This window comes from Pedobacter sp., from assembly GCF_041645105.1.
In the GTDB taxonomy this organism is placed as follows: domain Bacteria; phylum Bacteroidota; class Bacteroidia; order Sphingobacteriales; family Sphingobacteriaceae; genus Pedobacter.
This window is the reverse complement of sequence record NZ_JBAZQQ010000001.1, coordinates 906,495-933,284: the sequence shown is the minus strand read 5'-3', so window position 1 is coordinate 933,284 and position 26,790 is coordinate 906,495. Positions and strand designations below refer to the sequence as shown.

At 35.9% G+C, this 26,790-nt stretch carries 25 protein-coding genes; 16 read left to right on the top strand and 9 right to left on the bottom strand.

Annotated features, from left to right (window positions below; all coding sequences use genetic code 11):
* Positions 1-124: 124 nt before the first annotated feature.
* A complete protein-coding gene (locus WC623_RS03875) occupies positions 125-1,276 on the top strand; it encodes a glycosyltransferase (RefSeq protein ID WP_372848199.1) in 1,152 nt (383 codons plus the stop codon).
* Here the strand turns inward: WC623_RS03875 and WC623_RS03870 are convergent.
* The gene (locus tag WC623_RS03870; protein ID WP_372848198.1) at positions 1,271-2,233 is read right to left on the bottom strand and encodes a nucleotide-diphospho-sugar transferase; all 963 of its coding nucleotides are present in this window, start codon (positions 2,231-2,233) and stop codon (positions 1,271-1,273) included. The two genes, WC623_RS03875 and WC623_RS03870, sit on opposite strands and share 6 nt — an antisense overlap.
* A 162-nt stretch (positions 2,234-2,395) precedes the next feature.
* Here WC623_RS03870 and WC623_RS03865 point away from each other — a divergent pair, with 162 nt between their 5' ends.
* A complete protein-coding gene (locus tag WC623_RS03865; RefSeq protein WP_372848197.1) occupies positions 2,396-3,208 on the top strand; it encodes a class I SAM-dependent methyltransferase in 813 nt (270 codons plus the stop codon).
* Positions 3,209-3,214: 6 nt separating this feature from the next.
* On the opposite strand, the gene WC623_RS03860 is transcribed toward WC623_RS03865, so the two are convergent.
* Complete coding sequence (locus tag WC623_RS03860; RefSeq protein ID WP_372848196.1) at positions 3,215-4,306, bottom strand: glycosyltransferase family 4 protein; 1,092 nt, start codon at positions 4,304-4,306, stop codon at positions 3,215-3,217.
* Positions 4,307-4,337: 31 nt separating this feature from the next.
* Between WC623_RS03860 and WC623_RS03855 the strand changes: the two genes are divergently transcribed.
* On the top strand, positions 4,338-5,147 hold the full coding sequence (locus tag WC623_RS03855; RefSeq protein ID WP_372848195.1) for a glycosyltransferase family 2 protein: 810 nt from the start codon (positions 4,338-4,340) through the stop codon (positions 5,145-5,147).
* Between the two features lie 13 nt (positions 5,148-5,160).
* Here the strand turns inward: WC623_RS03855 and WC623_RS03850 are convergent, their stop codons facing one another.
* From WC623_RS03850 to WC623_RS03825, 6 genes are read right to left on the bottom strand one after another with little or no spacing between them, the layout of a single operon-like run.
* Positions 5,161-6,114, bottom strand: coding sequence for a glycosyltransferase family 2 protein (locus WC623_RS03850; protein WP_372848194.1), 954 nt, complete (start codon positions 6,112-6,114; stop codon positions 5,161-5,163).
* Positions 6,115-6,123: 9 nt separating this feature from the next.
* Positions 6,124-7,074 (bottom strand): hypothetical protein, encoded by a 951-nt coding sequence (locus tag WC623_RS03845; protein ID WP_372848193.1) that lies wholly within the window; start codon positions 7,072-7,074, stop codon positions 6,124-6,126.
* Between the two features lie 2 nt (positions 7,075-7,076).
* Positions 7,077-8,237: a glycosyltransferase gene (locus WC623_RS03840; RefSeq protein WP_372848192.1), complete on the bottom strand. Its 1,161-nt coding sequence runs from the start codon at positions 8,235-8,237 to the stop codon at positions 7,077-7,079.
* A 1-nt stretch (position 8,238) separates the two neighbouring features.
* Positions 8,239-10,080, bottom strand: a complete 1,842-nt coding sequence (locus WC623_RS03835; protein WP_372848191.1) for an ABC transporter ATP-binding protein — start codon at positions 10,078-10,080, stop codon at positions 8,239-8,241.
* Positions 10,081-10,139: 59 nt separating this feature from the next.
* The gene (locus WC623_RS03830; RefSeq protein ID WP_372848190.1) at positions 10,140-11,201 is read right to left on the bottom strand and encodes a glycosyltransferase family 4 protein; all 1,062 of its coding nucleotides are present in this window, start codon (positions 11,199-11,201) and stop codon (positions 10,140-10,142) included.
* Positions 11,202-11,219: 18 nt separating this feature from the next.
* Entirely contained in the window at positions 11,220-12,125 is a 906-nt protein-coding gene (locus WC623_RS03825; protein ID WP_372848189.1) for a glycosyltransferase family 2 protein, read from the bottom strand.
* Between the two features lie 88 nt (positions 12,126-12,213).
* On the opposite strand from WC623_RS03825, the gene meaB reads away from it, so the two are divergent.
* The 6 genes from meaB (at position 12,214) to recG (ending at position 18,471) form a co-directional block, all read left to right on the top strand.
* The gene (gene meaB, locus WC623_RS03820) at positions 12,214-13,104 is read left to right on the top strand and encodes a methylmalonyl Co-A mutase-associated GTPase MeaB (protein WP_372848188.1); all 891 of its coding nucleotides are present in this window, start codon (positions 12,214-12,216) and stop codon (positions 13,102-13,104) included.
* A 363-nt stretch (positions 13,105-13,467) separates the two neighbouring features.
* On the top strand, positions 13,468-14,778 hold the full coding sequence (locus WC623_RS03815) for an OmpA family protein (RefSeq protein ID WP_372848187.1): 1,311 nt from the start codon (positions 13,468-13,470) through the stop codon (positions 14,776-14,778).
* Between the two features lie 120 nt (positions 14,779-14,898).
* Entirely contained in the window at positions 14,899-15,042 is a 144-nt protein-coding gene (locus WC623_RS03810; RefSeq protein WP_372848185.1) for a DUF6728 family protein, read from the top strand.
* Positions 15,043-15,068: 26 nt separating this feature from the next.
* Positions 15,069-15,449, top strand: coding sequence for a RidA family protein (locus WC623_RS03805; RefSeq protein ID WP_372848184.1), 381 nt, complete (start codon positions 15,069-15,071; stop codon positions 15,447-15,449).
* A gap of 3 nt (positions 15,450-15,452) precedes the next feature.
* Positions 15,453-16,361, top strand: a complete 909-nt coding sequence (locus WC623_RS03800; RefSeq protein ID WP_372848183.1) for an EamA family transporter — start codon at positions 15,453-15,455, stop codon at positions 16,359-16,361.
* A gap of 4 nt (positions 16,362-16,365) precedes the next feature.
* Positions 16,366-18,471: an ATP-dependent DNA helicase RecG gene (gene recG / locus WC623_RS03795; protein WP_372848182.1), complete on the top strand. Its 2,106-nt coding sequence runs from the start codon at positions 16,366-16,368 to the stop codon at positions 18,469-18,471.
* Here the strand turns inward: recG and WC623_RS03790 are convergent, their stop codons facing one another.
* The gene (locus tag WC623_RS03790; protein WP_372848181.1) at positions 18,472-19,713 is read right to left on the bottom strand and encodes a serine hydrolase domain-containing protein; all 1,242 of its coding nucleotides are present in this window, start codon (positions 19,711-19,713) and stop codon (positions 18,472-18,474) included. It abuts the gene before it with no gap.
* Positions 19,714-19,891: 178 nt separating this feature from the next.
* On the opposite strand from WC623_RS03790, the gene fumC reads away from it, so the two are divergent.
* The 7 genes from fumC to WC623_RS03755 all read left to right on the top strand — a co-directional run bounded on the left by fumC (position 19,892) and on the right by WC623_RS03755 (position 26,772).
* The gene (fumC, locus tag WC623_RS03785; RefSeq protein WP_372848180.1) at positions 19,892-21,289 is read left to right on the top strand and encodes a class II fumarate hydratase; all 1,398 of its coding nucleotides are present in this window, start codon (positions 19,892-19,894) and stop codon (positions 21,287-21,289) included.
* A gap of 64 nt (positions 21,290-21,353) precedes the next feature.
* Positions 21,354-21,809: a fumarate hydratase gene (locus WC623_RS03780; protein WP_372848179.1), complete on the top strand. Its 456-nt coding sequence runs from the start codon at positions 21,354-21,356 to the stop codon at positions 21,807-21,809.
* Positions 21,810-21,864: 55 nt separating this feature from the next.
* The gene (locus tag WC623_RS03775; protein ID WP_372848178.1) at positions 21,865-22,677 is read left to right on the top strand and encodes a S1/P1 nuclease; all 813 of its coding nucleotides are present in this window, start codon (positions 21,865-21,867) and stop codon (positions 22,675-22,677) included.
* 3 nt (positions 22,678-22,680) lie between these two features.
* Positions 22,681-23,118, top strand: coding sequence for a low molecular weight protein-tyrosine-phosphatase (locus tag WC623_RS03770; protein WP_372848177.1), 438 nt, complete (start codon positions 22,681-22,683; stop codon positions 23,116-23,118).
* A 9-nt stretch (positions 23,119-23,127) separates the two neighbouring features.
* Positions 23,128-23,697 carry a DUF1543 domain-containing protein gene (locus WC623_RS03765; RefSeq protein ID WP_372848176.1) on the top strand — a complete coding sequence of 190 codons (570 nt, stop codon included), beginning with the start codon at positions 23,128-23,130 and terminating at the stop codon, positions 23,695-23,697.
* A 60-nt stretch (positions 23,698-23,757) separates the two neighbouring features.
* Entirely contained in the window at positions 23,758-24,438 is a 681-nt protein-coding gene (locus WC623_RS03760) for a tetratricopeptide repeat protein (RefSeq protein ID WP_372848175.1), read from the top strand.
* A 159-nt stretch (positions 24,439-24,597) separates the two neighbouring features.
* The gene (locus tag WC623_RS03755) at positions 24,598-26,772 is read left to right on the top strand and encodes a carboxy terminal-processing peptidase (protein ID WP_372848174.1); all 2,175 of its coding nucleotides are present in this window, start codon (positions 24,598-24,600) and stop codon (positions 26,770-26,772) included.
* The last annotated feature ends 18 nt before the right edge of the window (positions 26,773-26,790 follow it).

Sequence of the window (26,790 nt, the reverse complement as noted above, 5' to 3'; positions counted from 1 at the left end):
GAGAAATTAATCTTCAATGCGTTTTTTGTTATACATTTTTCTAGCTTTGAGGTAAAAAAGTATAAAGTTATAGTTGAAAGAATTATATCTCTTTTTTATAACTGACAACCATATTTTTCAAATAATGAATATAAAAAGGAGTATAACCAAAAGAGTAAATAAACTTTTTGGCTTAAATAAAACGAAGCCACTTGAGAAGCCTATCAGAAATTTATATAAGACTAACTATGATAAGAATGTATTGATATGTTATATAATAAAACCTTTTAGAGAGCCTAATGATTTTGCACATCAAAACTATATGACAGCTCATATCGTTGCTGAAAGCTTTTCTGAGCTTGGGTATAATGTTGATGTTGTGGACTACCAGGGAGGTTTCGATATAGATTATGAGTATTACTCCGTGATTTTCGGATTTGGTCGGAATTTCGAACAATCCTTTCATAGTAAGAAGAGAGAGATTCCAAGGATTCATTTTATAACTGGTGCGCATCCGGATTTACAGAATGCGATGAGTTTGCAAAGTGTAAATGATTTTTATAAGACATCTGGTTTATGGTTGCCGGAGCAAGGTAATATACTTTATGACAATTGCTATTATTCAACTTTTAATTCTGATTTTTCAATCATTTTAGCGCATGGCTTTATATTCGAGGATCATAAATCTAGAGTCAAAAGAAGATTACATTCTTTAAATAATAACATTTTAGGAGTGTTTAAGGACTTTAAACCGAAACAAGGGCGTAGTAACAGCTTTTTATTTCTAAGCGGTTCTCGTTTGGTTACGAAAGGAATATCGATACTACTTGAAGTAGCAAAAGAACGGAAGGATTTGAATTTTTATGTTGTTGTATTAGGTCTTGATGGAGAATTAAGGAGTTATTATCATGACCTATTATATGAGAGTCCCAATGTGTTTTTACGTCAAAATCTTCAAATGAATTCAGAGGAGATGAAACAGATTGTTGAAGATTGTAGTTATTGTATTGCACCAAGTTATACAGATGGGCTTCCTGGTGGTACTATAGAGCCTATGAGTGCTGGTTTAGTACCTATTGTAAGTAAATACTGTGGCTTTCCTGTAGAGAACTTTATTTTCGAAATGGAGGAATTATCTGCATTTGGTTTAAATGAAGCGATTAATCGTGCATTAGGCATGGATGATATGACTTATTTAAAGTCTAGTAATGAAGTTAAAGCATATGCTATAGAAAGTTACTCTGCTTCTAATGTGAAGCAGAGTCTATTGAAAATCTTACAGACGGAGCTTTTATAAGTTGTTTTGTGAGGATGGGCTTTTGAATTTACTTTTAATCCATCTTTTGAATTGTTTTTTTGGATGATTATGTTCCTTCCATTTCTCTTCTAATTTAAACTCATGTTTAGCAATTGCATAGTCGGCACCAGTGTCTGAAATCATGTCTTTTGGAAATGTAATTTCATCTATTTCTCCGAGTAGGATATTTGCAGATCTATCATTCGGATTCGTTGAATGTGTGGCGTCTGCTCTAAATCCAATATTGGTAATTAGGCTTACATTGGGGCAAACAGAAAGACCGTTATTTAAATAATTATGAATCGCCAATTGGTAATCCCATGTATCTATTTCACCCTTTTTAACACCATTAAACGCAATCATCCAGCTGTCAACAATAAAAGGATCGGAAAATATTTTGAAGAGTTGTTCTCGCATTTCTTCTTCTGTATGCCTACTAAGATTTTTGTCATAGTCCTGCCAAACTCTTCTCCAGCTTGCCCATCCCCAAACCTCTGTTCTTCTTGAAAAGAAAACGCTTGCTTCTCCCCACTTGGTTCCAAAATGTAAATTACATCCAGTAATGTGTCTGATACGTGTATCAAATCGATACTTTTCAAGTAAAGTGTCGCAATATTTAAAAAAGCTCTTTGAGGGTAGACAGTCATCTTCAAGGATAATTCCTTCTTCTTCTTGGTCAAAGAACCAGGTAACTGCGGATGCGACGGCTTCTTTGCAACCCAAATTTTCATTTCTATAAAGCGTTTTTACTTCACATGGCCAGTCAATATTATTCACGACAGCAATTGCTTGTTGGCAAAGATCTAGCTCACCTAATCTATTAGTTCTTGGACCATCAGCTGCAATATACAATTTAGGAGGTTTTGCATTTCTAATTTCCTCAAACACAGCTTTTGTCGTGTCAGGTCTATTAAATATTAAAAATAATACAGGAGATTTGGTACAGTAGTCTTTCATTATGTCGTGAAGATACAATGAATAATGTAAAATATATTGGAAATGCAGAGTATTTGTTAGCTATTAGATTAGTTCTGTTGGTCGAAGTGAGACTAAATCGTATACTTGCAGACTGCGTTTATGTTCGAGTAGTAAAATAAGATAATCCTATTAAAGAATTTTATGAAGAGTAAAATTACCGGTGGTGCAACGGAATTGGCATTTACTGCCAAGGTATTAAATAAATACGATGTAAAGTATTATAGATGTTTGGATACCGGATTTATTCAGACAGAGGATCCATTTTGGTTAAAAGAAGCTTATTCTTCTGCCATTACTAAATTGGATATTGGCTTGATTTCCAGAAATGAGGAATTAAGAAATAAGACTTTAAAATTGATTCAAACCTATTTTTCCCAGGACAAAAGGTTTTTGGATTATGCAGGGGGATATGGAATGTTTACTCGTATGATGAGAGATAAAGGATTGGACTTTTATCATCATGACATTTATTGTGAGAATTTATTTGCTAAGTATTTTGAATTATCTGACTGTATACAGCAGAAAGATTTTGAGGTAATAACGGCTTTCGAGGTATTTGAACATTTAGTAAATCCAATAGAAGAAATAGGCCGTATTGGAGATTATGGAGATAGTATCTTTTTTACTACTGTATTACAGCCCATGGAACTAGAGAGTATTTCTGATTGGTGGTACATCTCGAAAGAAACCGGGCAGCACATTGCTTTTTACACAGCTACTGCTCTTGAACATACTGCCAAAAGATTAGGGTATCATTTTTGGACTGATGGAATTAGTACACATCTTTTTACTAAGAAACTTTTAAATGGAAACCCGTTTATCGACTATAAGAAAGAGCCCTATTTGATTAGAACTATGAAGAGGAAACTCTCTCGTTTTGAAAGAAAAAATAATCCATGTAACAGAGAGTCATTGCTTCAAAGGGATTTTGATTATATTAAATCGAAATTATAGGGAGTTCTATTGAACCAGCTCTTTGTACAAATCAGTTGTTGCCTTCACGCATTTATCAAGTGTATATGATTGTAGTTTTAAAGCCCCAGAAGTAATTAAATCATTTTTTAGATCTTTATTCTCTTGTATTAGGGTTACCTGCTCTATAAGCGAATGTTTGGACTCAGCATCGAAATAAAGTGCTGCATCACCGGCGATTTCTGGAAAGCAGCTACAATTACTTAAAAGCACAGGGCAATTATTTTTGAATGCTTCAAGTATAGGAATACCAAAACCTTCATATTTGGAAGGAAAAATAAAACAAATGGCATTTTTATACAACGTATTAAGTTGCTTGTCTGTAGCAGCTAATTGAATGGTCTTCTTTAAGATATTATGCTCTGAAAGTAACTTGATTTCTTCCTCAGAAAAAGCCCCGCCAGCAACGACTAAATATAGAGTGTTATCTGTTTTAATAAGTTGAGCAAAAGCTTCCATCAGTAGGGAAAAGTTTTTGTAGCCCCCTCTGTTCCCTACAAATAGAATATACCTTTCAGGAAGATTTTCTACGATTTCGTAATCTAAATCATTACTGTTTATGCCATGAGGGATAACTTTTATCTTTTCTTCTGCTATACCAAGATACTTAATAATGTCAAGCTTTGTTGTTTCTGATATGGCAATAATTTTGTCTGCGGTATTAGCTAGAATCCTCTTCTGCTCTACAATTGGATCATCTATAGGGAAAAATTGAGGAAAACGTTCATGAATCATATCATGAATTGTAATTACCAAAGGTTTTTTTAGGTAGGAGAGATAATACGTATCATAATAGGTAGGATGGAATACGTCATAATTTCCTTGTTTTATCAAATGTTTAGAATATTTTTTATTTTTTTGATAAATTCCAGATTTTTTTCTTGTCAGTAGTTTGAAGATGCTCTTTCTGAGTGAAGATGAATCATCTTTATAATAATAGTTTATAGAGTAGAGTAATTTGCAGGTAACTGTTAATTCCCTGCTTGTCTCACAATTTTCTATGATATTAGTAAAGTATCTAGATATGCCACCATAAACCTGAAGACTAAATATTTGATGGTCAAAGAGGACTTTTATCATTACTTTTGCTGGAATCTATTAAAAGGAATAAATGCTTAACATTTCCCCAAAAATATCAATTATAACTGTTAATTATAATAATAAGACAGGATTAGCTAAAACTATTCAATCTGTGGTCAATCAATCATACTCCAATATCGAGTATATTGTAATTGATGGAGGCTCTGCGGATGGTAGTAAGGGCGTAATTAAAGCTCAGGAGCGCAAAATAGCTTATTGGATTAGTGAGGCTGACAGTGGGATTTATAACGCGATGAACAAAGGAATTAAGGATTCTACGGGAGAATATCTGTTGTTTATCAATAGTGGGGATGTTTTGGTCAATGAAAACATAATTCAGGAGGTGGTTGACCTTGGTTTAACAGCCGATCTGGTTTATGGGAATTTAGTTTTCGTGAATGGAGATAAGCGAAGAGAATGGTTTCCTACATCTGAATTGACATTTAATGTGTTCTTCAGAGAAAGCATACCTCATCCATCAACATTTATTAAAAGAACACTTTTCGATACAGTTGGGCTTTATAATGAGCATTATGCTATTGTGTCTGACTGGGAGTTCTTTGTGTTGGCAGTTTGCAAATTTAATTGCTCTTTCAAGCATATTGATAAATTTATTGCGCTATTCAATGAAGATGGGATTAGTTCTGGAGCAGACAACTATACAGCAATGAAGAAAGAGCGGGATAAGGTCATGAAAGAGCACTTTCCTCTCTTAATTAAGGACTATGAGGCTTTTGAAAAACTAGAGAAAGAAATGAAAAAAATCGAGTACTTTATTAATGCACGTGTTTTTGTAAAGAAGATGCTTAAGTCTATGAAGTTAGGGCCGAAGTGTTTTTAAGGAATTTATACTCTTACTTTTTGTTCAATTTTCTTCTTAGGTTCAAGGATTTTATTAAGCAGCTAAGAAATAAGAGGCGATTTTGTATCTGCTCGTAAAAGGCTTTAAATTTCTTAATGTTGCTGAGGCTTGTTTCGGCCATTAAGTGCTTATAAGTGTTAATTAATTCTTGTTTATTAAGATTAAGCGCAACATCTTTCTGATCATGCGTTAAATGCTTTGATTGTTGAATGAATTGCTTCATTCTGTTTCTCAGATAGCCTTCGCCTTCTTTAATTTTTGTGTCTTGCTGAGAAGCGCTAATGGAATGTGCCCTTACCAGCGCTAATGCTTCTGGATTATCCAAGTGTTCAAAACAATAATTATTTATGGCACATCTAAACCACAGGTCCCAGTCTTCCAAATAATCCATATGTTCTACAAAACCTTCTATTGTATTTAAAATTTCTCGCTTAAAAACTGGATTTTGAATTACTATTGGATTATTTTTTACAAGCTTAAGGACTAGTTCAAAGCCTTGTCCCTTCACTTCTTTACGCGTGCTGGTGTTGCTTAGGCTAAGGTCTGTGAAAAGTATATCTGGATGGTCCGTATGAAAGTAACGAGTGCGTACATTGACGAGATCAGCGTTTGGATGATTCTCGAGGAAATCAACTTGTATGTGTATTTTTGCGGTTGATACCAGATCGTCTGCATCAAGAAACTGGACGTATTTTCCTCGAATATGTTTCAGGCCTGTATTCCTTGCAACGGAGACACCACTATTTACCTGCCGCAAGTAAATAAAGCGGGAATCTTCCTGTACGAATTTGCTAACAACTATGCTTGTGTTATCTGTAGACCCATCATCGATAATTATAGCTTCCCAGTTCGCATATTGTTGGTTTTGAAGGCAGGATAAGGTTTCTGCTATCAAATGACCATAATTGTATGTAGGAATAATGATGGATATTATGGGACTAGTCATCTATAGGAGTTATTTCTTAAAAAGCTTTTGCTTCAACTTTTTAAATAAGGATTTCTTTTGCGAGTTATTTTTCGTGGTGTAATAATTAGGTAATGTAATGTACTGCTCATACTCATTGTTTTTTAATACTTCATGATACTTGATGAGCAATGGCTTGATATCTGGGCGCATTTCAAGATTAAATAATGCCCATTTAGAAATACCTAAGGGATTGTTATAATCCCAACCACTAAAGTGGAAAAAAGAAAGGCGACTAGTCTTATTCACCATAAATACACCTTCTTTCAGTATGATGGTACGCTCGTGTAAATTCCAGTAAGCAACATTTAACCCTTGATTTTGTTCGATATGGGCGTTTTTAAAATAAAGAGGGACAAAGTTGAGCCAAAGTTGCTCGCCATAGTATCCTCTTTTAAAATCGTATATACATTCCAGTACAGACCGTTCTCTAAGCCAGTTGATGTATTTATCTGTTTCTGCCGATTTTTTGAGCTTAAAAAATCCCCCGTTAAACAGACCTGCATTTAGCACTTCCAGTTCTTGCCTTTTCATTTCGATTGGCGGTGGGGTGGTAAAATGAGGGGTAAAAATAATATCATGCTCATTGAGGACACTTTCTGGCAAAGGACCAAAAAACAGCATGTCCGAATCTCCAAAGATAACTTGCGTTATTCCCGGTTTGTTAAGTAGATGTTTGGCAAATAAAACTTTTGCACTATTTGCCAGTTGCATCGGATTGTAGTTTTGAGTAATAAAATCAAATTCTTCTGCCGCTAATTCATGCAGTTGAAGAATGGGATATTTACTCATCAATTTATTTTGAGCTATAGTTTCTGGCGTTAAATAATCAGTGAGGCAAATGCAGACTTCAAATTCCGGATGTTGTTGTTTTACTGAATCTAATAAAGAAACTGCAAATGGGAGGTAATTGGTCGTTGCAATGGTGAAAAATAGCGTCATAGTTAAAATAGCTGATCTAATTTGTAATAACAAGATTTCTGGTCATAGCCGGATTCAAACGCTTCTTTCGCAAATAAGGTCTGTTCTTGATAGATTTCACGCTGCTGAAGTAGGCTAGTGATATGTCTGCTAAATTCTTCAGGTTCATCACTTACAAGGCATCCATTATTATTTTTATTAATAAGGCCATCCACACCTCTGGTATTACAAACTACAGGTAAGTGGTAGGAAAGCGCTTCTATAACCTTTATTTTTGTGCCTGTGCCTGATAGCATTGGGCATATTGCTACTTTGGTCTGATGGTAATAAGTCGTGAGCTCCTCAGCAAATGGAATAAGGGTGATATTTGGATGGTTTCTTTTAATTGATGCTGTGATTTGTCCTATAATACAGATGCTTAAAGATTGGGGTAAAAGTGGGTATACCTTTGATATGAACCAATTGGCGGCTTCTATATTATGAGGATTTTTACTCGCTATGTAGATGAGATCAAACTTCCGGTCTGCGACTGGAATCGAACTAGGAGAGGGGGCTTCAATCATCATAGGGGCCATGATAACCTCATTCTTACAAAATTGGCTAAAAAGATATTGCTCTTCTACGGAAATGGCTAGTACTTTATTGAAAAGAGAGAGTCTTCTAATTTCTTCTTTAAAAGAGGCGCCAATATCGAATTTATCTTGATTCTGAGCGGTTAAAAAATCATGTGTATCTAGTATCGTTTGTGCGTTTGTAATGTGCTTGTTGTTTTCAATTAAAGATGCCCAACTTGCATAGTTTAAAAACACATAGTCGTAATGGTTGTTTTTGATGATTTTGTTAAACGCTTTTTGTAAGCGGTAAGTAACTAACTCTGGGAAATTTACCGGGAGTATCCCCCATCTATTTTGATAAAAGAAATTTGGTAGCTTATAGCAAAAAAAATAGTAAAGCAAATTCTTCTTAGATGCCTTTCTGGGGAGTACCCAGGTGTTGTGTGCCAATCCGCTGTTTTCAAAATCAATGATGTCTTGGTTATTCCATTCTCCCCAATAATATTCACTTACAAAATCGACCTGATAACCTCTGGACTTAAAATAACGGAGGAAGCTTAGTGCACGGATCTTGTTGCCCGCATTTTTTTTTAATGGGTTATCGGGCATGAAGAATAGAATCTTTTTCATACTATTCTTCGAAGGTTTGCATGTCTATTAATCTCCGGTACAAACCGTCGTTTTTCATTAATTCATGGTGTGTCCCATGCTCTATTACAGTGCCTTTTTCAAGGACAATGATCTCATCAGCATTCTGTATAGTTGATAAACGATGGGCTATAATTAATGAGGTGCGGTTTTCCATTAATTTATAAAGTGCGTCCTGCACCAATTTTTCTGATTCGGTGTCAAGAGCCGAGGTAGCTTCATCCAATAACATAATAGGAGGATTGCCTAATACCGCTCTGGCAATACATAATCTTTGTTTTTGTCCACCAGACAAACGAATCCCTCTGTCGCCTACAAATGTATGATAGCCATTTTCAGCTTCAATAATGAAGTCATGTGCATTTGCAATTTTTGCGGCAGCTGTAACCTCTTCTAAAGTGGCATTGGGTTTGGCAAACGCAATATTGTTAAATATGGTATCATTAAACAGAATTGATTCTTGATTCACAAAACCCATTTGATTCCTTAGAGAGTTAGTATTAACATCTTTAACATTTATTCCGTCAATATAGATGTTCCCTTGTTGGGGATCAGTAAATCTAGGTACAAGATCCATTAATGTTGATTTACCACCTCCAGAGGGGCCTACTAAAGCAATTGTCTTACCTTTCGGGATCTCTATGTTTACTCGATTTAGCACTTGTCGTTCGCCGTAGGCAAAGGAAACATCTTTAAATGTGATTGCGTTTTGAAAAGAACTTATAGTGATAGCATTGGGTTTATCAATCAATTCCGGTTTAGTGTCTATAAGATCTAAAACTCGTTTGCCTGCAGCAAGGCCAGTATGGATAGCACTAAAAGCGTCTGTTAAAGCTTTTGCAGGGCGCATAACCTGGGAAAATATGGCAATATAAGCTATAAACTCTGCAGAGGTTAAAGTAGATTCGCCTGACAAGACTAATGAACCCCCAAAATATACAATTCCAGCCACCATCATGACACCTAAAAATTCAGATACAGGAGAGGCAAGTTGTTGTCTACGTACCATTTTTCTTGTAATATTTGAATAGTTTATATTTTCCTGATGAAATCTGTTTTTAACAAATTCTGTGGCATTAAAAGCTTTAATAATTTTGACGCCTGATAAAGCTTCGTCCAGATAGCCAAGCATAATCGCAAATGTCTCATGTGCTTTGGTGGCCTGTTGTCTTAAACGTTTTACTATTTTGGCGATGATGAATCCTGATAATGGAATGACTAATAAAGAAAAGAAAGTTAATTTAGCTGAGATGGTAAAAAGAAGGATAACATATACGATTAATGTAACTGGTTCCTTGAATATCACTTGTAAAGTATTGGTGACAGTAAATTGAACCACTTGAACATCGGAGGAAACTTTAGCAATAATATCGCCTTTACGTTGGCTGTTAAAGAAACCAATATGGAGGCTCATCACATTATCAAATACAGTTTTTCGTAGTTTTAGTAAAGTATGGATACGTAAGTCCTCCATTATTCTGTTGGAGAAGTATTTGAAAATGTTAGAAAATAATACAGAGATTACTATGACTATGCAGACGAACTTTAATGCGCCCTGTTTGCCATAATTAGCTATAGAATAATCTGTAATTTCCTTGAAGCGGGCCATAATATCCCACCATGATTTTTCTTCTAATGGAAGTGTTTTAGCCACTTTCGCTCCCGCCGAAGCATTATCACTATTAAACAAAGTATCTAATAAAGGAGCTAGTAAAGCTAGGTTTAAGGTGTTAAAAAGTATATAAAGAAGGGTTGCAACAATATAGGGTATTGCGAATTTTTCTATAGGTTTGGCGTAGGATAATAATCGAAGATAGTCTTTCATTAAAAATTTTAAAATTTTTCAAAGGTAAGCATTTGAGACCATCTTTTAGATCAATATTATTAATGCATGTCTGATAGTGTTTTGTATAGTTTGAGATATGATTTTGCAGTCTCATCCCAGCTGAAATGAGCCGCTCGTTCCTTTGCTTTTTGAGTCATATTTCCTGAACTGAAATCTATTAGTCCTTTTTTTAACACTTCTTGCATGCTTTCGGCTTCAAAATCATCAAAATAGTAGGCTGCATCAGCACCAATTTCGGGAAGGGAGGTGTGATTGGACAGAAAAATGGCTTTTCCATAATACATAGCTTCAATTACGGGAAGGCCAAACCCCTCTGCTATGGAGGGGAATAAGAAAGCTTCACAGTTTTTGTAATACCAGCTTCGCTCTTGGTTGGAAATAGAACCGAGAATTTTAACACGATCACTAACATCGTGTTTTTTTGCTTCTTCTATAATTTTATTGAGATATTCTTGAGAACTTAGGTTTCCAGCAATTATCAGCTCATAGTTATTATCTTGTAATAAAGCTGGAAGAACATGAAAATTTTTCTTAGGTAACACTGTTCCTATTGTAAATAAAAAAGGTTTTATGGGATTGTATTTTGGAGTATCAAAAGATGGATAGTCTTTAACAGTGCAACCATTATATATTACTAGTAGAGGTTTACCTTGGGTTTCAAATGCAGTTTGTACTTGCTTTGCAACAAAATTGGAAATGCAAACAATTATTGACGCTCTATCTATACGTGATTGTATCTGTCTAAGGTGTTTTTTTATTTTTGAAGGACGATCTTTTTTTTCGATCATAAAATTAAGATCGTGAATTGTTAAGATCATTTTAGTCCTGGATGATGTAGGAAGATATCTTGATACTTGGTTGCTAGAATGCCATACATCAAATTTTGAAGCTCCTGGAACGAAAATCTTATGCCAAGCCTTTTGAATTTTATAGTGTGCATCCTTTCCAAATATGTTTTTTTCAGAAGAAGGAATATAGGCGGTTATTTCCTGATTTGGGTACGAATTATCTATAAGTGCTTGTCCTAGGTCAGTACAAAATGTATGTAGTCCGGTATTTGGATATTTCAACCGCTCGCAATCGAATAAGATTTTAGTCATGGTATTTTAGTATTAAGATCATTTAACAATCTTATAGTTACGGTATTCAAACAGTCTAAGTCCGGTAAGGTCTTCGATTTTTTGTAGAACTTTTCTTTTAAGACTCATTTTTTGCTTTAACTGCTCCAAATCTTTAGCAAATTTCCAATTGGTTGCAGTAATGCGGTTTTGAATAACTTTAGGATGGGTGCCTTTGAATTTGAGTAATCGATCCGCATTTTCCATGGCAAAGGTTCCCTCGATGGGAAAATGTTGTTCCACCCATTCTTGGGTTTGATAGAATTGGTTGAAATTTCTGGCTTTCCCATACAGGGCCTTTGGGGTTTTTACCCACCCATAATGGTACACGAAAGCGTCAATTAACTTTACTTTTAGTTTTTTACCATTAATTCTGAAACCTTGTGCGTCTTTATAAGACTTGATGTCTGGTAGATTTTTTAGTACGCGTATTTCTCGTCTATACCAACGTCTGGACTCCGCATAGTAATCGTAGGAGCCATAAAAGTGTGTGTATTTTAAAAGTAAGCCTTCTATTTCTTGATCATCTAGAGTATCTCTCATTTCCTGTCTAATCACATCATGGTACTTTTCATGTATGCATTCATCACCTTGTATATAAATCATCCAATTAGTATCGGGTGAAATTGCTTTAATGGCTTTGTTCGTTTCTTCTGCAAAGGCTTGTCCACCTACCTGTAGTGAGTCATTCCAAATCGTATCGATTATTTTGATTTTATCAGGCGAAATTGATTTGATTAGTTCTGAAGTGTCATCTGTAGAATTGCCTAATGCAACAACAAACTCGTCGCACAAAGGTAAAACTGAACGAATGGCTTCGGCTATTGGGTAATCATTTATTATCGCATTTCTGATAAAGGTAAAGCCGGTGACTTTCATTGGATGGCTTGGTTTTCTATTAGGCATTTTCGATATTGAATCAAGTGTTTTTGGAGAAAGCGTTTAATAAATGTTGAATAAAATGTATTTCTTTGTAGCAAAGATAATTTAATTGATGCAAAACGAAGATTCTCTTATAAAAGGAATGCAGGAAAGGAGCTTCACAGCCTTGGCAAGGGCTATTACCATCGTTGAAAATGATATCCCGCCAGCAGCTCAATTATTAAGAAAAATTTCGGTGGAGAGAAAGGTTCCAGTGATCGGAATTACCGGGCCTCCGGGTGCAGGTAAAAGTACTTTGGTAAATGCAATTACAAGTCATTTTTCAAATGAAGGTAAAAGGATTGCCATTCTTGCGGTTGACCCAACATCCCCGTTTAACTTTGGTTCATTATTGGGCGACAGGATCAGGATGTCCCAGCAATTTAATAACCCAAATGTTTATATCAGATCGCTTGCAACCCGTGGTGCTCTTGGTGGGATATCTGCAAAAACAATTGAGATTGTAGATGTGATGAAGTCAGCAGAATTTGACTTGATTCTTGTAGAAACAGTAGGTGTTGGACAGTCGGAAGTAGAGATTGCTGGATTGGCCGATAAAACGGTTGTTGTTCTTGTACCAGAATCCGGAGATGAAATTCAACATATAAAATCAGGATTGATGGAGGTTGCGCAAGGGTTTGTGGTGAATAAGGCTGACAGAGAAGGGGCTGATTCGTTTGCCAACAATCTAAAGAAATTGGTTCATCAGCAACATCAGCATATTCCAATTTTTAAAACTGTAGCAGATAAAAACGAAGGTGTTATAGAATTGTGTAACTGGTTGCTTGAGCCCATAATGATTGAAAACAAGCGTAAATCATTTTTGCTTGCGGAAAAGGCATTTAAAATTATCCAGCATAATCGTATGAAAGATGTTGACAAACAAAAACTACATCATGCAATTAGCTTAGCAATGGAGAATGTCGATTTTAATATTTATCGTTTTACTGATGACTGGGCTTGATATGGCGTCTCTTAGCGATAGATTGTTTGTTGTCTTAAAAATAGGACTTGTTTGTATGACTGATTAGGACAATAATCAAAGTTACCCTGACCATTTGACGAAAAAAGAAAACATTCATGAAGTGTATTTTGAACACCATTTGATTCAGCGCCTTATTCAATGAAGTTTTAAAATGATAGGTAATAATTGCTTTAAATACGATAAAATAGTCTTGAGAGCTATAATTGTGGTTATTTAACGATGGGTTTTGAAGTTTGGAACGGTGTTTGTACAACTGTTTTGAGAATTTAAAAATTTGTTTAATTTTGCTACACAAAAAAATTATACATTTCTTAGATTTGTTTAACCTTAAAAAAGAAAATTATGAATTATTCTACTTTAAAAAAGGGTCTAGCAGCCTCTTTTGTAGCGTTATTAGGAGTTACGACTCTTGCTGAAGCTCAGGAGACTGCATCTTCAGCCAAGGTATTTGGTGGAAGAGGCCAGTACAGAACTTGGTCTATAGGTGTTAATGCTGGTGTTTTATCACCATTCATTGCAACTGGTGGATCAAATGACTTTAGTAACTTCGATGTTAACTTAGGTTACGGTATCTCATTAAGAAAACAATTAGGTCATGCATTTGGCTTAGAAGGTAACGTTTTCCGTGGTAAAGTATCTGGAACTAACAAAGATTTCCCAAGTTTAACTCCAAAAGAATTCTCTACTGAGATTGCTTATTCGGCTGACTTAAGAGGTGTTGTTAACGTAGCAACTGTAGATTTCTTACGTCGTGAGAATTCAGTTAACTTCTTCGTGACTGCTGGTTACGGTGTTGTTGCTTACAATCCAATTGTTGACGGTGCTGATAAAAAAGGTACATGGGGTGATGATGGCGATAAAGACAATATCAAAGAAGCTTACATTCCTGTAGGTGCTGGTATCAAATTTAAAGTGTCTGACCGTGTTTCATTTAACTTAGGTTATACTATGCACTTTATTGATGGCGATAACTTTGATGGTGTTTATGCTAAAGGAACTTCTAAAGATAAATTCTCTTACGGATATGCTGGATTAGAATTCTCATTAGGTTCTAGCTCTAAACCAAACTTGGATTGGGTTAACCCATTAGCTTTAATGTATGATGAATTGAAAGATCCATCTTTACGTAATGAAGTTGAAGCATTAAAAACTCGTGTATCTGCTGTTGAAAAATCTGTTGAAGATTTGAAAAAAGATAGCGATGGTGACGGTGTAGCTGATCAGTTTGATAAATGCCCAGGTACTCCAGCTGGTACTGCTGTTGATGGTTCAGGATGTCCTCTACCTAAAGCACCAGAGCCTACTCAAATTAACCAAGGTAACTTAACTGGTTTTGAAACTATCAACTTTGAATTCAACTCTTCAGTTTTAAAAACTGAGTCTTACCCTACTTTAGATAAATTATCTTCAGTATTGCGTGAAAACGGTGGTAAAGTAACTGTTAACGGTTATGCTTCAAGCGAAGGTACTGCTGCATACAACCTGAAATTATCTAAAGACAGAGCTAACTCTGTTAAAACTTACTTAGTTAACTCTGGTGTTAACTCTAGTCAAGTTGTAACTAAAGGATTTGGTGAAGCTAATCCAATCGCTTCTAACGATACTGAAGAAGGTCGTATCCAAAACCGTCGTGTTGAATCAGCTAGGAACTAATTATTTCTAATTATAATACGAAAAAGAGGGCTTCAGAAATGAGGCCCTCTTTTTTTTGTAATAATTGTCTCTCATAAAAGAGTATATACGACAGAGATAAGACTTTATTCATACCTTTGTATGATGTACTTGTTTAGGAAAAAAGATCCCAATAGACCTATTAATACCAATATTAAAATCATGCATATCATAAACACAATTGCTATTGTAATGTTTATTGGTGGTATTATATGGAAACTTATAGATTGGCTTTTACTAAGCTGATCACAGATTAAAATAAACTTAAACTCATGAAAAAGATCATTAACACAACTAATGCTCCAGCCCCTATTGGACCTTATAATCAAGCTGTGCTTGCTGGTGGATTTTTATTCTTGTCTGGTCAGATAGCTATCAATCCTGCTTCAGGAGAATTGGTGAAATCGACCATTGCGGAGGAAACACATCAGGTTATGAGAAACATTAAATCTGTATTGCTTGAAGCTTCTTATGGTTTTGAAGACATTGTTAAAACCACTATATTTTTGTCTGATATGGATCTTTTTGCTGCGGTAAACGAAGTGTATGGTTCTTACTTCGAAAAAGATTTTCCAGCGCGTGAAACTGTAGCTGTAAAAGGATTGCCGAAAGGAGTGAATGTGGAGATTTCAGTTACAGCGTTTAAAGGCTAAGTTTTGCCGAAATCTAATTTAAGGTATTTCTTTGCAGGGATTCTCTCATTTGCAATATGGGGGTTTTTCTCTATTCCGTTAAGAAATCTGCAGGCATATCCTTCAGAAGAAATTCTGTATTATCGTATTTTTACTTCTGTTGTTTTTATTTGGATTGCTATTCTTTTATTCAGGAGAAAGCAGTTGAAAGCGGATTTGACCTATTTCTCATCTATTGATACCAGAGCTAAACGTAATATCTTATTCCAACTTGTAGGTTCCACTTTATTGCTTACCTCTAATTGGTACACATACATTTATGCAGTTAACAATGTTAGTTTGCAATCTGCTGCTTTTGCCTATATGGTTTGTCCCCTTATAACGGCCTTTGGTGGTTACTTGATTTTAAAAGAGTCCTTATCTCGTCTAAAATTGATATCGCTAGGGATTGCCTTGCTTAGCATATTACTACTGGCTACTGGTTCATTGATTGAAGTAGTATGGTCTGTGGTTATTGCTACCTTGTATGCCTTTTATCTTATTATACAGCGTAAAATACAGCATTTGGATAAACTTAATGTATTGGCAGTCCAGATCGGCATCGCTGTGTTATTAATGCTGCCTCTTTACTTAATGAAACATGAAGGAATGCCTCAGGATATATGGTTTTGGGGTAACATATCTGTAATCGCTATATTCTTTACCCTTATTCCGTTGTTTTTGAGTTTGTATGCTTTAATAGGTATCCCCTCATCAACACTAGGGATAATTATTTATTCTAACCCCATCATTGCTTTTGCTGTTGCTATATTTTATTTTGGTGAAGAAGTTGACGTACATAAATTATTCGCTTATTCATTGCTTCTTATCTCTGTAATTATATTTAATTGGGGCATAATAAAAGATATCTTTACCTTTAAGAGAAAACCATAAAGATTTGTTTGCTTCTACTTTAGATACGACTATTGAATTTCTAAAGGGCGTAGGCCCTAAGCGTGCAGAACTCCTGCAAAAGGAACTTGGTATTTTTACATATAATCAGCTCCTGAATCATTTTCCATTCCGTTATATTGACCGAACGCGGTTTTATAAAGTTAATGAGTTAAGTCCAGATCTTCCCTATGTGCAGATTTTAGGTAGAATTACTGGTAAAGAACAAATTGGAGAAAAGCATAAAAAAAGAATTGTAGTACGATTAACTGATGAAACTGGCTCAATTGAATTGGTTTGGTTTCAAAGTTTGAAATGGGTCGATGAACATGTAATAAAAGGGAAGGTTTATATCGTATTTGGTAAACCTACAGTCTTTAATGGCAGCTTTAGTATTTCTCATCCTGAGCTGGAGACATATCCCAGGGCGGCGACAATGACAGGGAACCTTAGGTTACAACCTGTCTATAATTCTACTGAAAAATTAAAGAAGTTTTTTCTGGATAGTAAGGGTATTCAGAAGTTGCAGACTTTGCTAATTGAACAACATCTGGCTGAAGTTCGTGAAACAATTCCTCCATATATTCTTGAAAAGTACCAGATGATTTCAAGAAAGGAAGCTGCTTTAAATATTCATTTTCCAAAAGATGTAGCTATTTTAAAGAAGGCTGAGAACAGATTAAAATTTGAAGAGCTTTTTTTCATTCAGTTGCAGATGTTGCACAATAAGCAACTTAGAGAATTAAAGTTTAAAGGACATCTGTTCCCTGTAGTTGGTGAGCGTGTAAATACATTTTACAATGAAGTGCTACCTTTTGAGCTAACGGGGGCTCAGAAGAGAGTAATTAAAGAAATCAGACTTGATACTCAGCGTGGAATACAAATGAATAGGTTGGTACAGGGGGATGTTGGAAGTGGTAAAACAGTGGTGGCATTGATGAGTATGCTGTTGGCTAGTGATAATGGCTATCAGGCTTGCATGATGGCTCCTACAGAGATATTGGCCCGTCAACATTATGAATCTATCAGCTCGCTATTAAAAGATCGCCTGGTTAAAGTAGCCATTCTTACGGGCAGCACAACAAAAAAACAACGTACTGTTTTACATGCTGAATTGGAAGCAGGAGTAATAGATATTCTCGTCGGAACCCATGCCCTGATTGAAGACAAAGTTGTGTTTAAAAATCTGGGGCTGGTTGTGATTGATGAGCAACATCGTTTTGGTGTAGAGCAAAGAGCCAAACTGTGGAGAAAGAACACTGTACCTCCACATATATTGGTGATGACAGCAACTCCAATACCCCGAACATTGGCCATGACTTTATATGGGGATTTAGATGTATCGGTTATTGATGAGCTTCCTGCAGGTAGAAAGCCAATTGAAACCAAGCACTTATTTGAAGGGCAAAGGCTAAGAATGTTTGGCTTTATGAAGCGGGAGATTGCTAAAGGCAGACAGGTTTATGTAGTTTATCCTTTAATTAAGGAAAGTGAAAAATTGGATCTTCTGCATTTGGAAGCTGGAATTGAGCAAATGGGCTATCAGTTTCCCAGACCTGATTACCAGATTAGTATTGTTCATGGAAAGATGAGTAATGCTGATAAGCAATATGAGATGCAGCAGTTTATTGATGGTAAGAGCCAGATCATGGTAGCAACTACGGTAATTGAGGTTGGTGTGAATGTCCCAAATGCTTCGGTTATGATTATTGAAAATGCTGAACGCTTTGGACTTTCACAGTTGCATCAGCTAAGAGGAAGAGTTGGGCGTGGAGCAGAGCAGTCATTCTGTATTCTGATGTCAGGTAATAAACTGAGTGCAGATGGAAGATTGCGATTGGAAACAATGGTGAAGACGAATAACGGTTTCGAGATTTCAGAAATAGACCTTAAGCTACGTGGACCTGGTGATATTTCCGGAACACAGCAAAGCGGGGTATTAGATCTGAAAATAGCTGATCTTGCGACGGACCAACGCATTTTACAAGAAGCCAGAAACACGGTAATTGAGATCATCTCGGCAGATCCACATCTGGAACTGCCGGAAAATAGTTTGTTGAAAACCTATCTGTCTAAAAGACGGACAGGTATTGCTTTCGATAAGATTTCTTAATTAATCTTCGTCGCTACCAGGTAAAGAACCTGCTCCTGAGTAGGCTCCTTTGCGGATAACCGGCACACCTAGGTGTTTGTACAAGTCGTCTAATTGCATTAAACTACCATTGGTCAAATTGCCCAGAAATATAATTACAATGTTCTTTTCAAGATCACGCACATAAATGTGTCTGAATCCATGCCACCAACCTGTATGGTATACTACCTTTTTGCCTTTGTCACCATCAAATATGCGCCATCCGTAACCATAGTTGAAATGCCCTTTTACTGGCTTGTTACGTCCCTTATAAGCAGAATCTAGGCTTTTGTCAGTCAAGAGCCGGCCATTTCTTAAATATTTATCATACAATACAAGGTCATGTAATGTACTGTAAATGCCTTTATCCCCCACTGGGCCATCTAAAAAATTCTGCGCTACAGAATACCTCCAGGTTCTATCATGGCCAATTACATCAACTGGGATTTTTTCATACTCTGATTTAGAATATACATGTGTGTTTTTCATTCCGGCAGGTTTGAACACATGTTCTGCCATGTATTGCGAGTAACGTTGACCGGTCACCTTTTCAATGATTGCACCAAGTACCATAAAATTAGAGTTGTTGTAATGGAAACGGTTATTGGGCTTCGTATAAGGATTGGGTTTTCTATCAATGATCACCTGCATTGCTTCCTGGTTAGAAACTCCTTTTTTCATATCACGTTTTTCCTTGCGCCAGATGTCGTCAATAAAATATACATAATTCATCATTCCACTGCGGTGAGATAACAACAAGTCTATAGTGATTCCGTCATAAGGGAAAGCAGGATAGAACTTCTTGACATCGTCGGTCAGGTTTAATTTGCCAGCTTCTACTAACTGCATAATGGCAATCCCTGTAAAAGTTTTAGTGATTGATGCCAGTTCAAATTCAGAGTTTATTTTTAGGCTATCGCGAAGCAGGTAATTTGCCCAGCCTACTGCTTTTTCATATATGATTTTGCCATCTTTAGCAACCAACATGTTTCCATTGAAACCGTACTTTTTATGTAGGTTTTGTACAAAGCCTGCAATCCATTTGTCGCCTTTTGCAGGATTGTAAGCCAGATATAAACTGTCGGCCTTGTCGTCTTCAGGAACCCTTACCTTTTTATCGGCTTCAGCTTTTTTGGCCTTTTCTTCAGTGCTTGAACAAGATGAGAGTGACGAGAGGGATAAAATGGTTAGTGATAAGGCTAGAGTTAGCTGACGAAACTTCATGAAATATAATACAGATTAAAAGCCGAAAAATAAGGAATTTTACCCCTTAAAACGTAAAAGAGTTTTAAACATTGTTAGTTTTTATATTTTCTCTGACTTCTATTTAACATCTGACAATAAACACATCATTAAAAAGTATAAAAATCTTAAGTTTGTACAAGATTAAATTTAGAACAAAATGAATTTTAGAACCGAACACGATACGATGGGTGAAGTTCAGGTGCCTGCTGATAAATATTGGGGTGCTCAAACTGAACGTTCAAGAAATAACTTTAAAATTGGTCCTGAGGCTTCAATGCCTAAAGAGATTATTCATGCATTTGGCTATTTGAAAAAGGCTGCTGCATTGACCAATGCAGAATTAGGTGTATTAACACAAGATAAGGCAGATTTAATTGCTAAGGCTTGTGATGAGGTCATTGCTGGTAGTCTGGATGATCAGTTCCCATTAGTCATCTGGCAAACAGGCTCTGGAACACAGAGCAATATGAATGCAAACGAAGTTATTGCTTATCGTGCACATGTTTTAAATGGAGGTGCATTAAGCGATGAGAAAAAAGTACTTCATCCTAATGATGATGTAAATAAGTCTCAATCTTCAAATGATACATATCCAACTGCAATGCATATTGCAGCATATAAACAAGCTGTAGAAGTTACACTTCCAGGTTTGGAAAAGTTACATAAAACACTTGTTGCAAAATCTGAAGAGTTTGCTGATATCGTTAAAACCGGACGTACCCACTTTATGGATGCAACTCCATTAACGCTTGGTCAGGAATTTTCTGGTTATGCACAGCAGTTGGCTAATGGTATCAGGGCGATAAAAAATGCGTTGGTTATGATTAGTGAATTGGCTTTGGGTGGTACTGCTGTAGGTACAGGATTAAATACACCTAAAGGTTATGATGTGTTGGTTGCTAAAACAATATCCGGATTAACTGGGTTACCTTTTGTTACTGCACCTAATAAATTCGAGGCTTTAGCTGCGCATGATGCAATGGTAGAACTTTCTGGGGCTTACAAACGTATTGCTGTTTCATTAATGAAAGTTGCTAATGATGTAAGGATGTTAAGCTCTGGGCCTCGTTCTGGTATCGGTGAGATTATCATTCCAGACAATGAGCCAGGTTCATCTATTATGCCCGGAAAGGTTAATCCAACACAACCAGAAGCATTGACGATGGTATGTGCTCAGGTAATTGGAAATGATGTTGCAGTGAGCATAGGTGGTGCGACAGGCCATTTTGAACTGAATGTATTTAAACCGGTAATGGCTGCTAATGTTTTACAGTCAGGTCGTCTAATTGGCGATGCTTGTGTATCATTTAATGATCATTGTGCTGCAGGGATTTTACCAAATCTTCCTGAAATTAAAAAGCATCTTGAAAACTCATTGATGCTGGTTACAGCGCTTAATCCACATGTCGGCTATGAAAATGCAGCTAAAATTGCGAAGAAAGCACATAAAGAAAACAAAACTTTAAGAAATGCAGCTATAGAGCTGGGACTACTAACTGGTGAGCAATTTGACCAGTGGGTGCGCCCTGAGGATATGGTTGGCAGTTTAAAATAATTGCTGAATAGAGCATTGTATGGGTATGTTGAGATTGATGGTTTATTTGCTTCTTATTTTATGTGTGTCTGCATCATGTAGGAGATTACCAAACGTACAGGGAAGAGGAGAAGAGTTTTTACAAGGTGTATGGAATCAAGACAGTATAACAAATGCTGATAACTTGTTAAACTATACAAAACATAAATTTAAGTTTACCTGCGATTCATTTTACGTTGATCTTACAACACATTCCAAAGTAAATTATTATACTGATTCCTGTTTTAATAATGGAATTTGGAAAGAGTATGCAAAAGGGGTATATAAAGTTAGAGGTGACAGTTTATTTTTATCGGGTACTTATACTAAGAAAAATTATAAGCAGAAAGTGTCAGGCTGTTACCAAATAGGTCGGTATGAAAAGATTTTTTATATCAAATCTTCATCAGCAGATCAGTTGGATCTGGAAAGTGTGGGTAACCAGAGGGCATGCCATCTGGTTCTAAAAGAACATATAATTTGTGAACCTAAGGCATTATAAAAATAGGCTGTGTCATATGGATGGTACAGCCTGTTTTTATAAATAATCTATTTCAATGGAATTAAAGACAAAAATAATGAAAGGCAGTTTTAAAGTTATACTGGCTTTATCAATTGCTTTATATCTGCCCTTAAATGCTGGTGCATGGGGGATGCTTGGACATCGTATAGTCGGGCAAATTGCAGAAAAACACTTAAGTGGAAAAGCTGCAAAGGGAGTAAAGTCAGTACTTGGTAATGAGAGTTTGGCTATGGCGAGTAACTGGGGTGATTTTATAAAATCTGATCCGGCATACGATTATCTATACAACTGGCATTTTGTAAATCTACCTGCAGGTTTGGATAAACAAGGTATATTTGACTTATTGGATGCTGACAAGGAAGCTAATGTTTACAATAAGATTCCTGAGATGGTTTCCATTTTAAAGAATAAACAAAGCACTGAAGATCAGAAGAAACTAGCTATGCGCTTGCTTATTCATTTGGTTGGAGATTTAAATCAGCCGATGCATACAGGTAGAAAAGAAGATTTAGGCGGAAATAGAGCATCTGTACTTTGGTTTGGAGAGAAGTCTAATCTGCATAGGGTTTGGGATGAATCACTGATCGCATATCAACAATTAAGCTATACAGAATATGCCAATGCTATAAATTTTCCAACGGACAACCAGTTGAATACCTGGAAAAATAGTTCATTAAAAGATTTTGTATATGGCTCTTACCTGGCTAGTAATCGTATTTATGCAAATATTAAGCCTGATGAAAGGTTGAGTTATAAGTATAATTTTGATTTTGTAGACCTGTTAAATGAGCAGCTACTGAAAGGTGGGATCTGTTTGGCTAATATTCTTAACGATATTTATAAATAAAAAATGAAGATATTAATGGTTTGCCTTGGTAACATTTGTCGCTCGCCACTAGCTGAGGGTATTATGAGGCATCTTGTCAATAATGAAAAATTAAACTGGGAGATTGCATCTGCCGGTACTGGGGATTGGCATATAAATAAACCTGCTGATCATAGGAGTATTTCTGTAGCCAGGAACTTTGGGTATGACATTTCAAAACAAAGAGCCAGACACTTTAATACAAACATGTTTGAGCTCTATGATCATATCCTTGTAATGGACAAAAATAACCTTAAGGACGTATTAAGTATGGCGGCTGATGATGAGCAACGTAATAAAGTGCGATTATTCTTATCTGATGAAATGGAAGTTACAGACCCTTACTTCGATGACCGTTTGTTTGAACCTGTATTTCTGGAAATTGAAGAAAGGTGTAAACAATTGATTGAGGATTTTAAATAATTATTGACAATGGAGCAAACTACACCATTTAAGTTATTTATGATATTGCTTGGATGTAAGCCGTCTGGTAGGTATACCGAGCAACATGATGTGTTTTTTGCTATAGGAAGATCTATTGCAGATCTGAAAGATGAAATTGTTGACTTTTGGCCTGAGGCGAAAGGAAAAATACATATTGATGCCTGGAGGGAAGTTACAAAGGTTGATGGATACAGTCTGAGTATTGTGCCTTTTGAAAATGCTTTAGAGAGTAATTCTAATAAGTTGTTCTTTATCAATCTCGGTGGATATAAAAATGGTGAGTTTGATGAACTCCATTATAAAATGCTTGTAGTGGCTGAGACTTTGGGTGAAGCTAGCAAACTGGCCAAGGAATCAGCTTTTTATAAGCATACAGGATTTGAGGGTGCAGTATCTCATATTGATGATAAGTATGGTGTTGATGTTGACGATCTGTTCGATATTGCGGATGTACTTTCTGATACAGTAAAAAGTAAATTTAACATACAGATAGATTTGCTGACTAATGCTCCCGAAGACGTTCTGCATCTGGGCTATTTTCCTTTAAGTAAGGTCTGATTTTGTTCCTTTTTATTTAGTATACAGCCGTTTGACTAAATTTGTTATATCTTTGTGGTAATGAACAAAATCTGCTTATTAGTTATTGGCCTCTTTATTTTTAATCTGACTAAAGGTCAGACCGGACCCTTCTTGTCACAGCAAATCCCTCCATATAATGGAGCTGTAAATATTGTTACGTCTAATATAAATGAAAATGACGGAGATATTTATTTTGCTGATGCAGAGAAAAATGAACGGAGGGGTGACCTAAATGATGCAATTACCTTGTTTGGTAAGGCAGCATTTGAGTATAATAGCTCAAAAAAATTCACACAATATGGTTCTGCCTTATTACGTCTGGCAAATGTCCATTATTTGCTATCTCATTATTCAGAAGCAGAACAGGTAACGCTAAACGTGGCGCTAAAAAACTATTCAAAAATAGGGAGTAAAACAGGACAAATGGAATCTTATGCACAGCTTGGTAAAATATATTTTGCATCAGATAAGTTAACTCAGTCGTTATGGTTCTATACCCAGCAAGGTATATTAGCTAAACAGATTGGCGATAATAATGCTTATATCGATTCGGTATTGGGATTAGCACAAGTAAAAACAAAGAAAAAGGAATATACACTTGCTATTAAAGATCTGAATAGGGCCGAGTTGTTAGCCAAATCTTCAAATCTAAGTCGCTTTAAAAATCAGATCAGAGAAGCAAGAGCTCAGATTCCTGCTAAAGCAATAGCTAAAAAATAATTTTCAATACAATAAATTGAATATAAAAACAGTTTTTAATATAACTGACACTATAGTAAATTAAAACTTTTAGTATGTTTACAGAAAAGAGACAGTATTATTACTGTCTCTTTTCTGTTTATTTCTGAAATTGGTACCATATTAGTGCTATATATAAAAATGGATTTTAAAATAGTTAAAGAGATGTTGAAAAAGATATTACTGGTAACCTTTACTGCCGCCGTTCTTGCTTGCCATGCTTCCCCAAAACCACAGCCGATGGTAAAGGGTATAAGTAATATTGTACCTGATGAAAAGCAGGCGCTTGTATGTAAAGAAATTGTAACGCTAATTGAGAATTACAACTACAAAAAGATTAAAGTTAATGACTCTATCTCTTCATTGGTACTGGATAAATATATCAAGGAACTAGATCCTTATAAGAATTATTTCCTTGCTTCTGATATTAAGGAGTTTGAAAAATTCAGGTTTACATTGGATGATGATTTTCGTATCGGGGATCTAAACGCGCCATTTTATATATTCAACGTATATTTAAAAAGATACAATGAATTCTTAAGTTTTGCTTCAACAGAGATCAAGGCAAAGCAGAATTATAATTCGAATGACACTTATGTTTTCGATAGGGAGAAAATGCCTTGGGCTAAATCTAAGACTGAGTTGGACAACCTGTGGAAGAAAAGAGTTAAGTATGACCTTGTAAATCTTAAGATTGCAGGAACAGCAGATGCCAAAAATATTGAGACATTGACAAAGCGTTACGGAGCCCTTCAAACTCAGACTTCAAAGTTAAATAGTCAAGATGTTTTTCAAACAGTTATGGATGCCTTTACAGAGACTATCGATCCACATACAAACTATTTTAACCCCAGCAATGCACAGCAGTTTAATGAAGATATGGCCAGATCTTTTGAAGGGATCGGAGCAAAACTTCAACTTGAAAATGAAATATTAAAAATTGCAGAAGTTATTCCAGGAGGCCCGGCCTTTAAAAGCAAGCTTTTAAGTGCTGGTGACAGAATTATTGCTGTAGCACAAGGTAGTGCTGATTTTGAAGATATCATTGGTTGGAGAATTGACAATTCAGTTTCTAAAATTAAGGGGCCAAAAGGAACTAAAGTTCGCTTAAAGATCATCCCTGCTGGAAAGGAAATGTCATCTAAACCAGTAATTGTTGAGTTGACCAGAGAGAAGATTGTTATGGAAGAGCAATCAGCTAAAAAGAAAGTTCAGACAGTTTTATCTGATGGTAAACCATATAAAATCGGTGTAATCACAGTTCCAGCCTTTTATGCTGACTTTAAAGCCGCTAATGCTGGTGATCCTAATTATAAAAGTACAACCCGTGATGTGAGGTTATTGATAGATACCCTTAAAAACAAAGATAAAGTAGATGCTATTGTTATGGACCTTCGCGCAAATGGTGGTGGATCTTTAGTTGAAGCTATTGATCTTACAGGGCTGTTTATCGATAAAGGGCCTGTGGTACAAGTAAAAGATCTTAAAGGATCTGTAGAGGTTAGTGAAGACACTAATGCTGGAGTAGTATGGAGCGGACCTTTAGGTGTAATGGTAGATAGGTTAAGCGCGTCTGCTTCTGAAATCTTTGCAGGTGCAATTCAAGATTACGGAAGAGGAATTATCATGGGTACACAAACTTATGGTAAAGGAACGGTACAATCCTCTATTGATATGAACAGGTTGGTTAATCCATCTATTCTACAAAGATTAGCTGCATTAGTTAACAAGGGGGGTGTAACACTTAAAACAGATAATGGAGTTAAATTAGGACAGATCAACCTGACTATGGCTAAGTTTTATCGTGTAACAGGAAGTAGTACACAACATAAAGGTGTAATGCCCGACGTTGAGTTTCCTTCCTTGTACCCAATGGATAAAATAGGTGAAGATACAGAGCCGTCAGCTTTACCTTGGGATGAAGTAAGAAAATCAAATTTCACGCCAGTGGCCAATCTTACCCCTGTTAAATCTGAATTGGTTAAATTACATCAACAAAGAATGGATAAGTCTTTGGATTATAAAATGTTGCAAGAAGATCTTGCGGAAGCTAAGAAGAGTGGGGATGATACCTCAATATCTTTAAATGAAGCCAAATTGAAAGCAGAAAGAGATAGTGTAGAGGCTAAGAACCTTGCTAAAATAAATGCTTTAAGAGCTTCCAGAGGACTTCCTCCGGTTAAGAAAGGTGATAAAGTTAAGAAGGAAGAGAACTACGATTTTATACAGGATGAAAGCTTGAAAATTGTAGCGGATCTGATGAACCTAACAAAAACTAAAGGGAATGAGGTTGTAAAAACTAAAACAGAATTTTAACATAGATCGTTTTTTATC

Bases quoted from the DNA above. Each gene is read 5' to 3' on its own strand.
- WC623_RS03875 (WP_372848199.1), top strand. From the start codon at position 125: ATGAATATAAAAAGGAGTATAACCAAAAGAGTAAATAAACTTTTTGGC.
- WC623_RS03870 (WP_372848198.1), bottom strand. From the start codon at position 2,233: ATGAAAGACTACTGTACCAAATCTCCTGTATTATTTTTAATATTTAAT.
- WC623_RS03865 (WP_372848197.1), top strand. From the start codon at position 2,396: ATGAAGAGTAAAATTACCGGTGGTGCAACGGAATTGGCATTTACTGCC.
- WC623_RS03860 (WP_372848196.1), bottom strand. From the start codon at position 4,306: ATGATAAAAGTCCTCTTTGACCATCAAATATTTAGTCTTCAGGTTTAT.
- WC623_RS03855 (WP_372848195.1), top strand. From the start codon at position 4,338: ATGCTTAACATTTCCCCAAAAATATCAATTATAACTGTTAATTATAAT.
- WC623_RS03850 (WP_372848194.1), bottom strand. From the start codon at position 6,114: ATGACTAGTCCCATAATATCCATCATTATTCCTACATACAATTATGGT.
- WC623_RS03845 (WP_372848193.1), bottom strand. From the start codon at position 7,074: ATGACGCTATTTTTCACCATTGCAACGACCAATTACCTCCCATTTGCA.
- WC623_RS03840 (WP_372848192.1), bottom strand. From the start codon at position 8,237: ATGAAAAAGATTCTATTCTTCATGCCCGATAACCCATTAAAAAAAAAT.
- WC623_RS03835 (WP_372848191.1), bottom strand. From the start codon at position 10,080: ATGAAAGACTATCTTCGATTATTATCCTACGCCAAACCTATAGAAAAA.
- WC623_RS03830 (WP_372848190.1), bottom strand. From the start codon at position 11,201: ATGACTAAAATCTTATTCGATTGCGAGCGGTTGAAATATCCAAATACC.
- WC623_RS03825 (WP_372848189.1), bottom strand. From the start codon at position 12,125: ATGCCTAATAGAAAACCAAGCCATCCAATGAAAGTCACCGGCTTTACC.
- meaB (WP_372848188.1), top strand. From the start codon at position 12,214: ATGCAAAACGAAGATTCTCTTATAAAAGGAATGCAGGAAAGGAGCTTC.
- WC623_RS03815 (WP_372848187.1), top strand. From the start codon at position 13,468: ATGAATTATTCTACTTTAAAAAAGGGTCTAGCAGCCTCTTTTGTAGCG.
- WC623_RS03810 (WP_372848185.1), top strand. From the start codon at position 14,899: ATGATGTACTTGTTTAGGAAAAAAGATCCCAATAGACCTATTAATACC.
- WC623_RS03805 (WP_372848184.1), top strand. From the start codon at position 15,069: ATGAAAAAGATCATTAACACAACTAATGCTCCAGCCCCTATTGGACCT.
- WC623_RS03790 (WP_372848181.1), bottom strand. From the start codon at position 19,713: ATGAAGTTTCGTCAGCTAACTCTAGCCTTATCACTAACCATTTTATCC.
- fumC (WP_372848180.1), top strand. From the start codon at position 19,892: ATGAATTTTAGAACCGAACACGATACGATGGGTGAAGTTCAGGTGCCT.
- WC623_RS03775 (WP_372848178.1), top strand. From the start codon at position 21,865: ATGGAATTAAAGACAAAAATAATGAAAGGCAGTTTTAAAGTTATACTG.
- WC623_RS03770 (WP_372848177.1), top strand. From the start codon at position 22,681: ATGAAGATATTAATGGTTTGCCTTGGTAACATTTGTCGCTCGCCACTA.
- WC623_RS03765 (WP_372848176.1), top strand. From the start codon at position 23,128: ATGGAGCAAACTACACCATTTAAGTTATTTATGATATTGCTTGGATGT.
- WC623_RS03760 (WP_372848175.1), top strand. From the start codon at position 23,758: ATGAACAAAATCTGCTTATTAGTTATTGGCCTCTTTATTTTTAATCTG.
- WC623_RS03755 (WP_372848174.1), top strand. From the start codon at position 24,598: ATGGATTTTAAAATAGTTAAAGAGATGTTGAAAAAGATATTACTGGTA.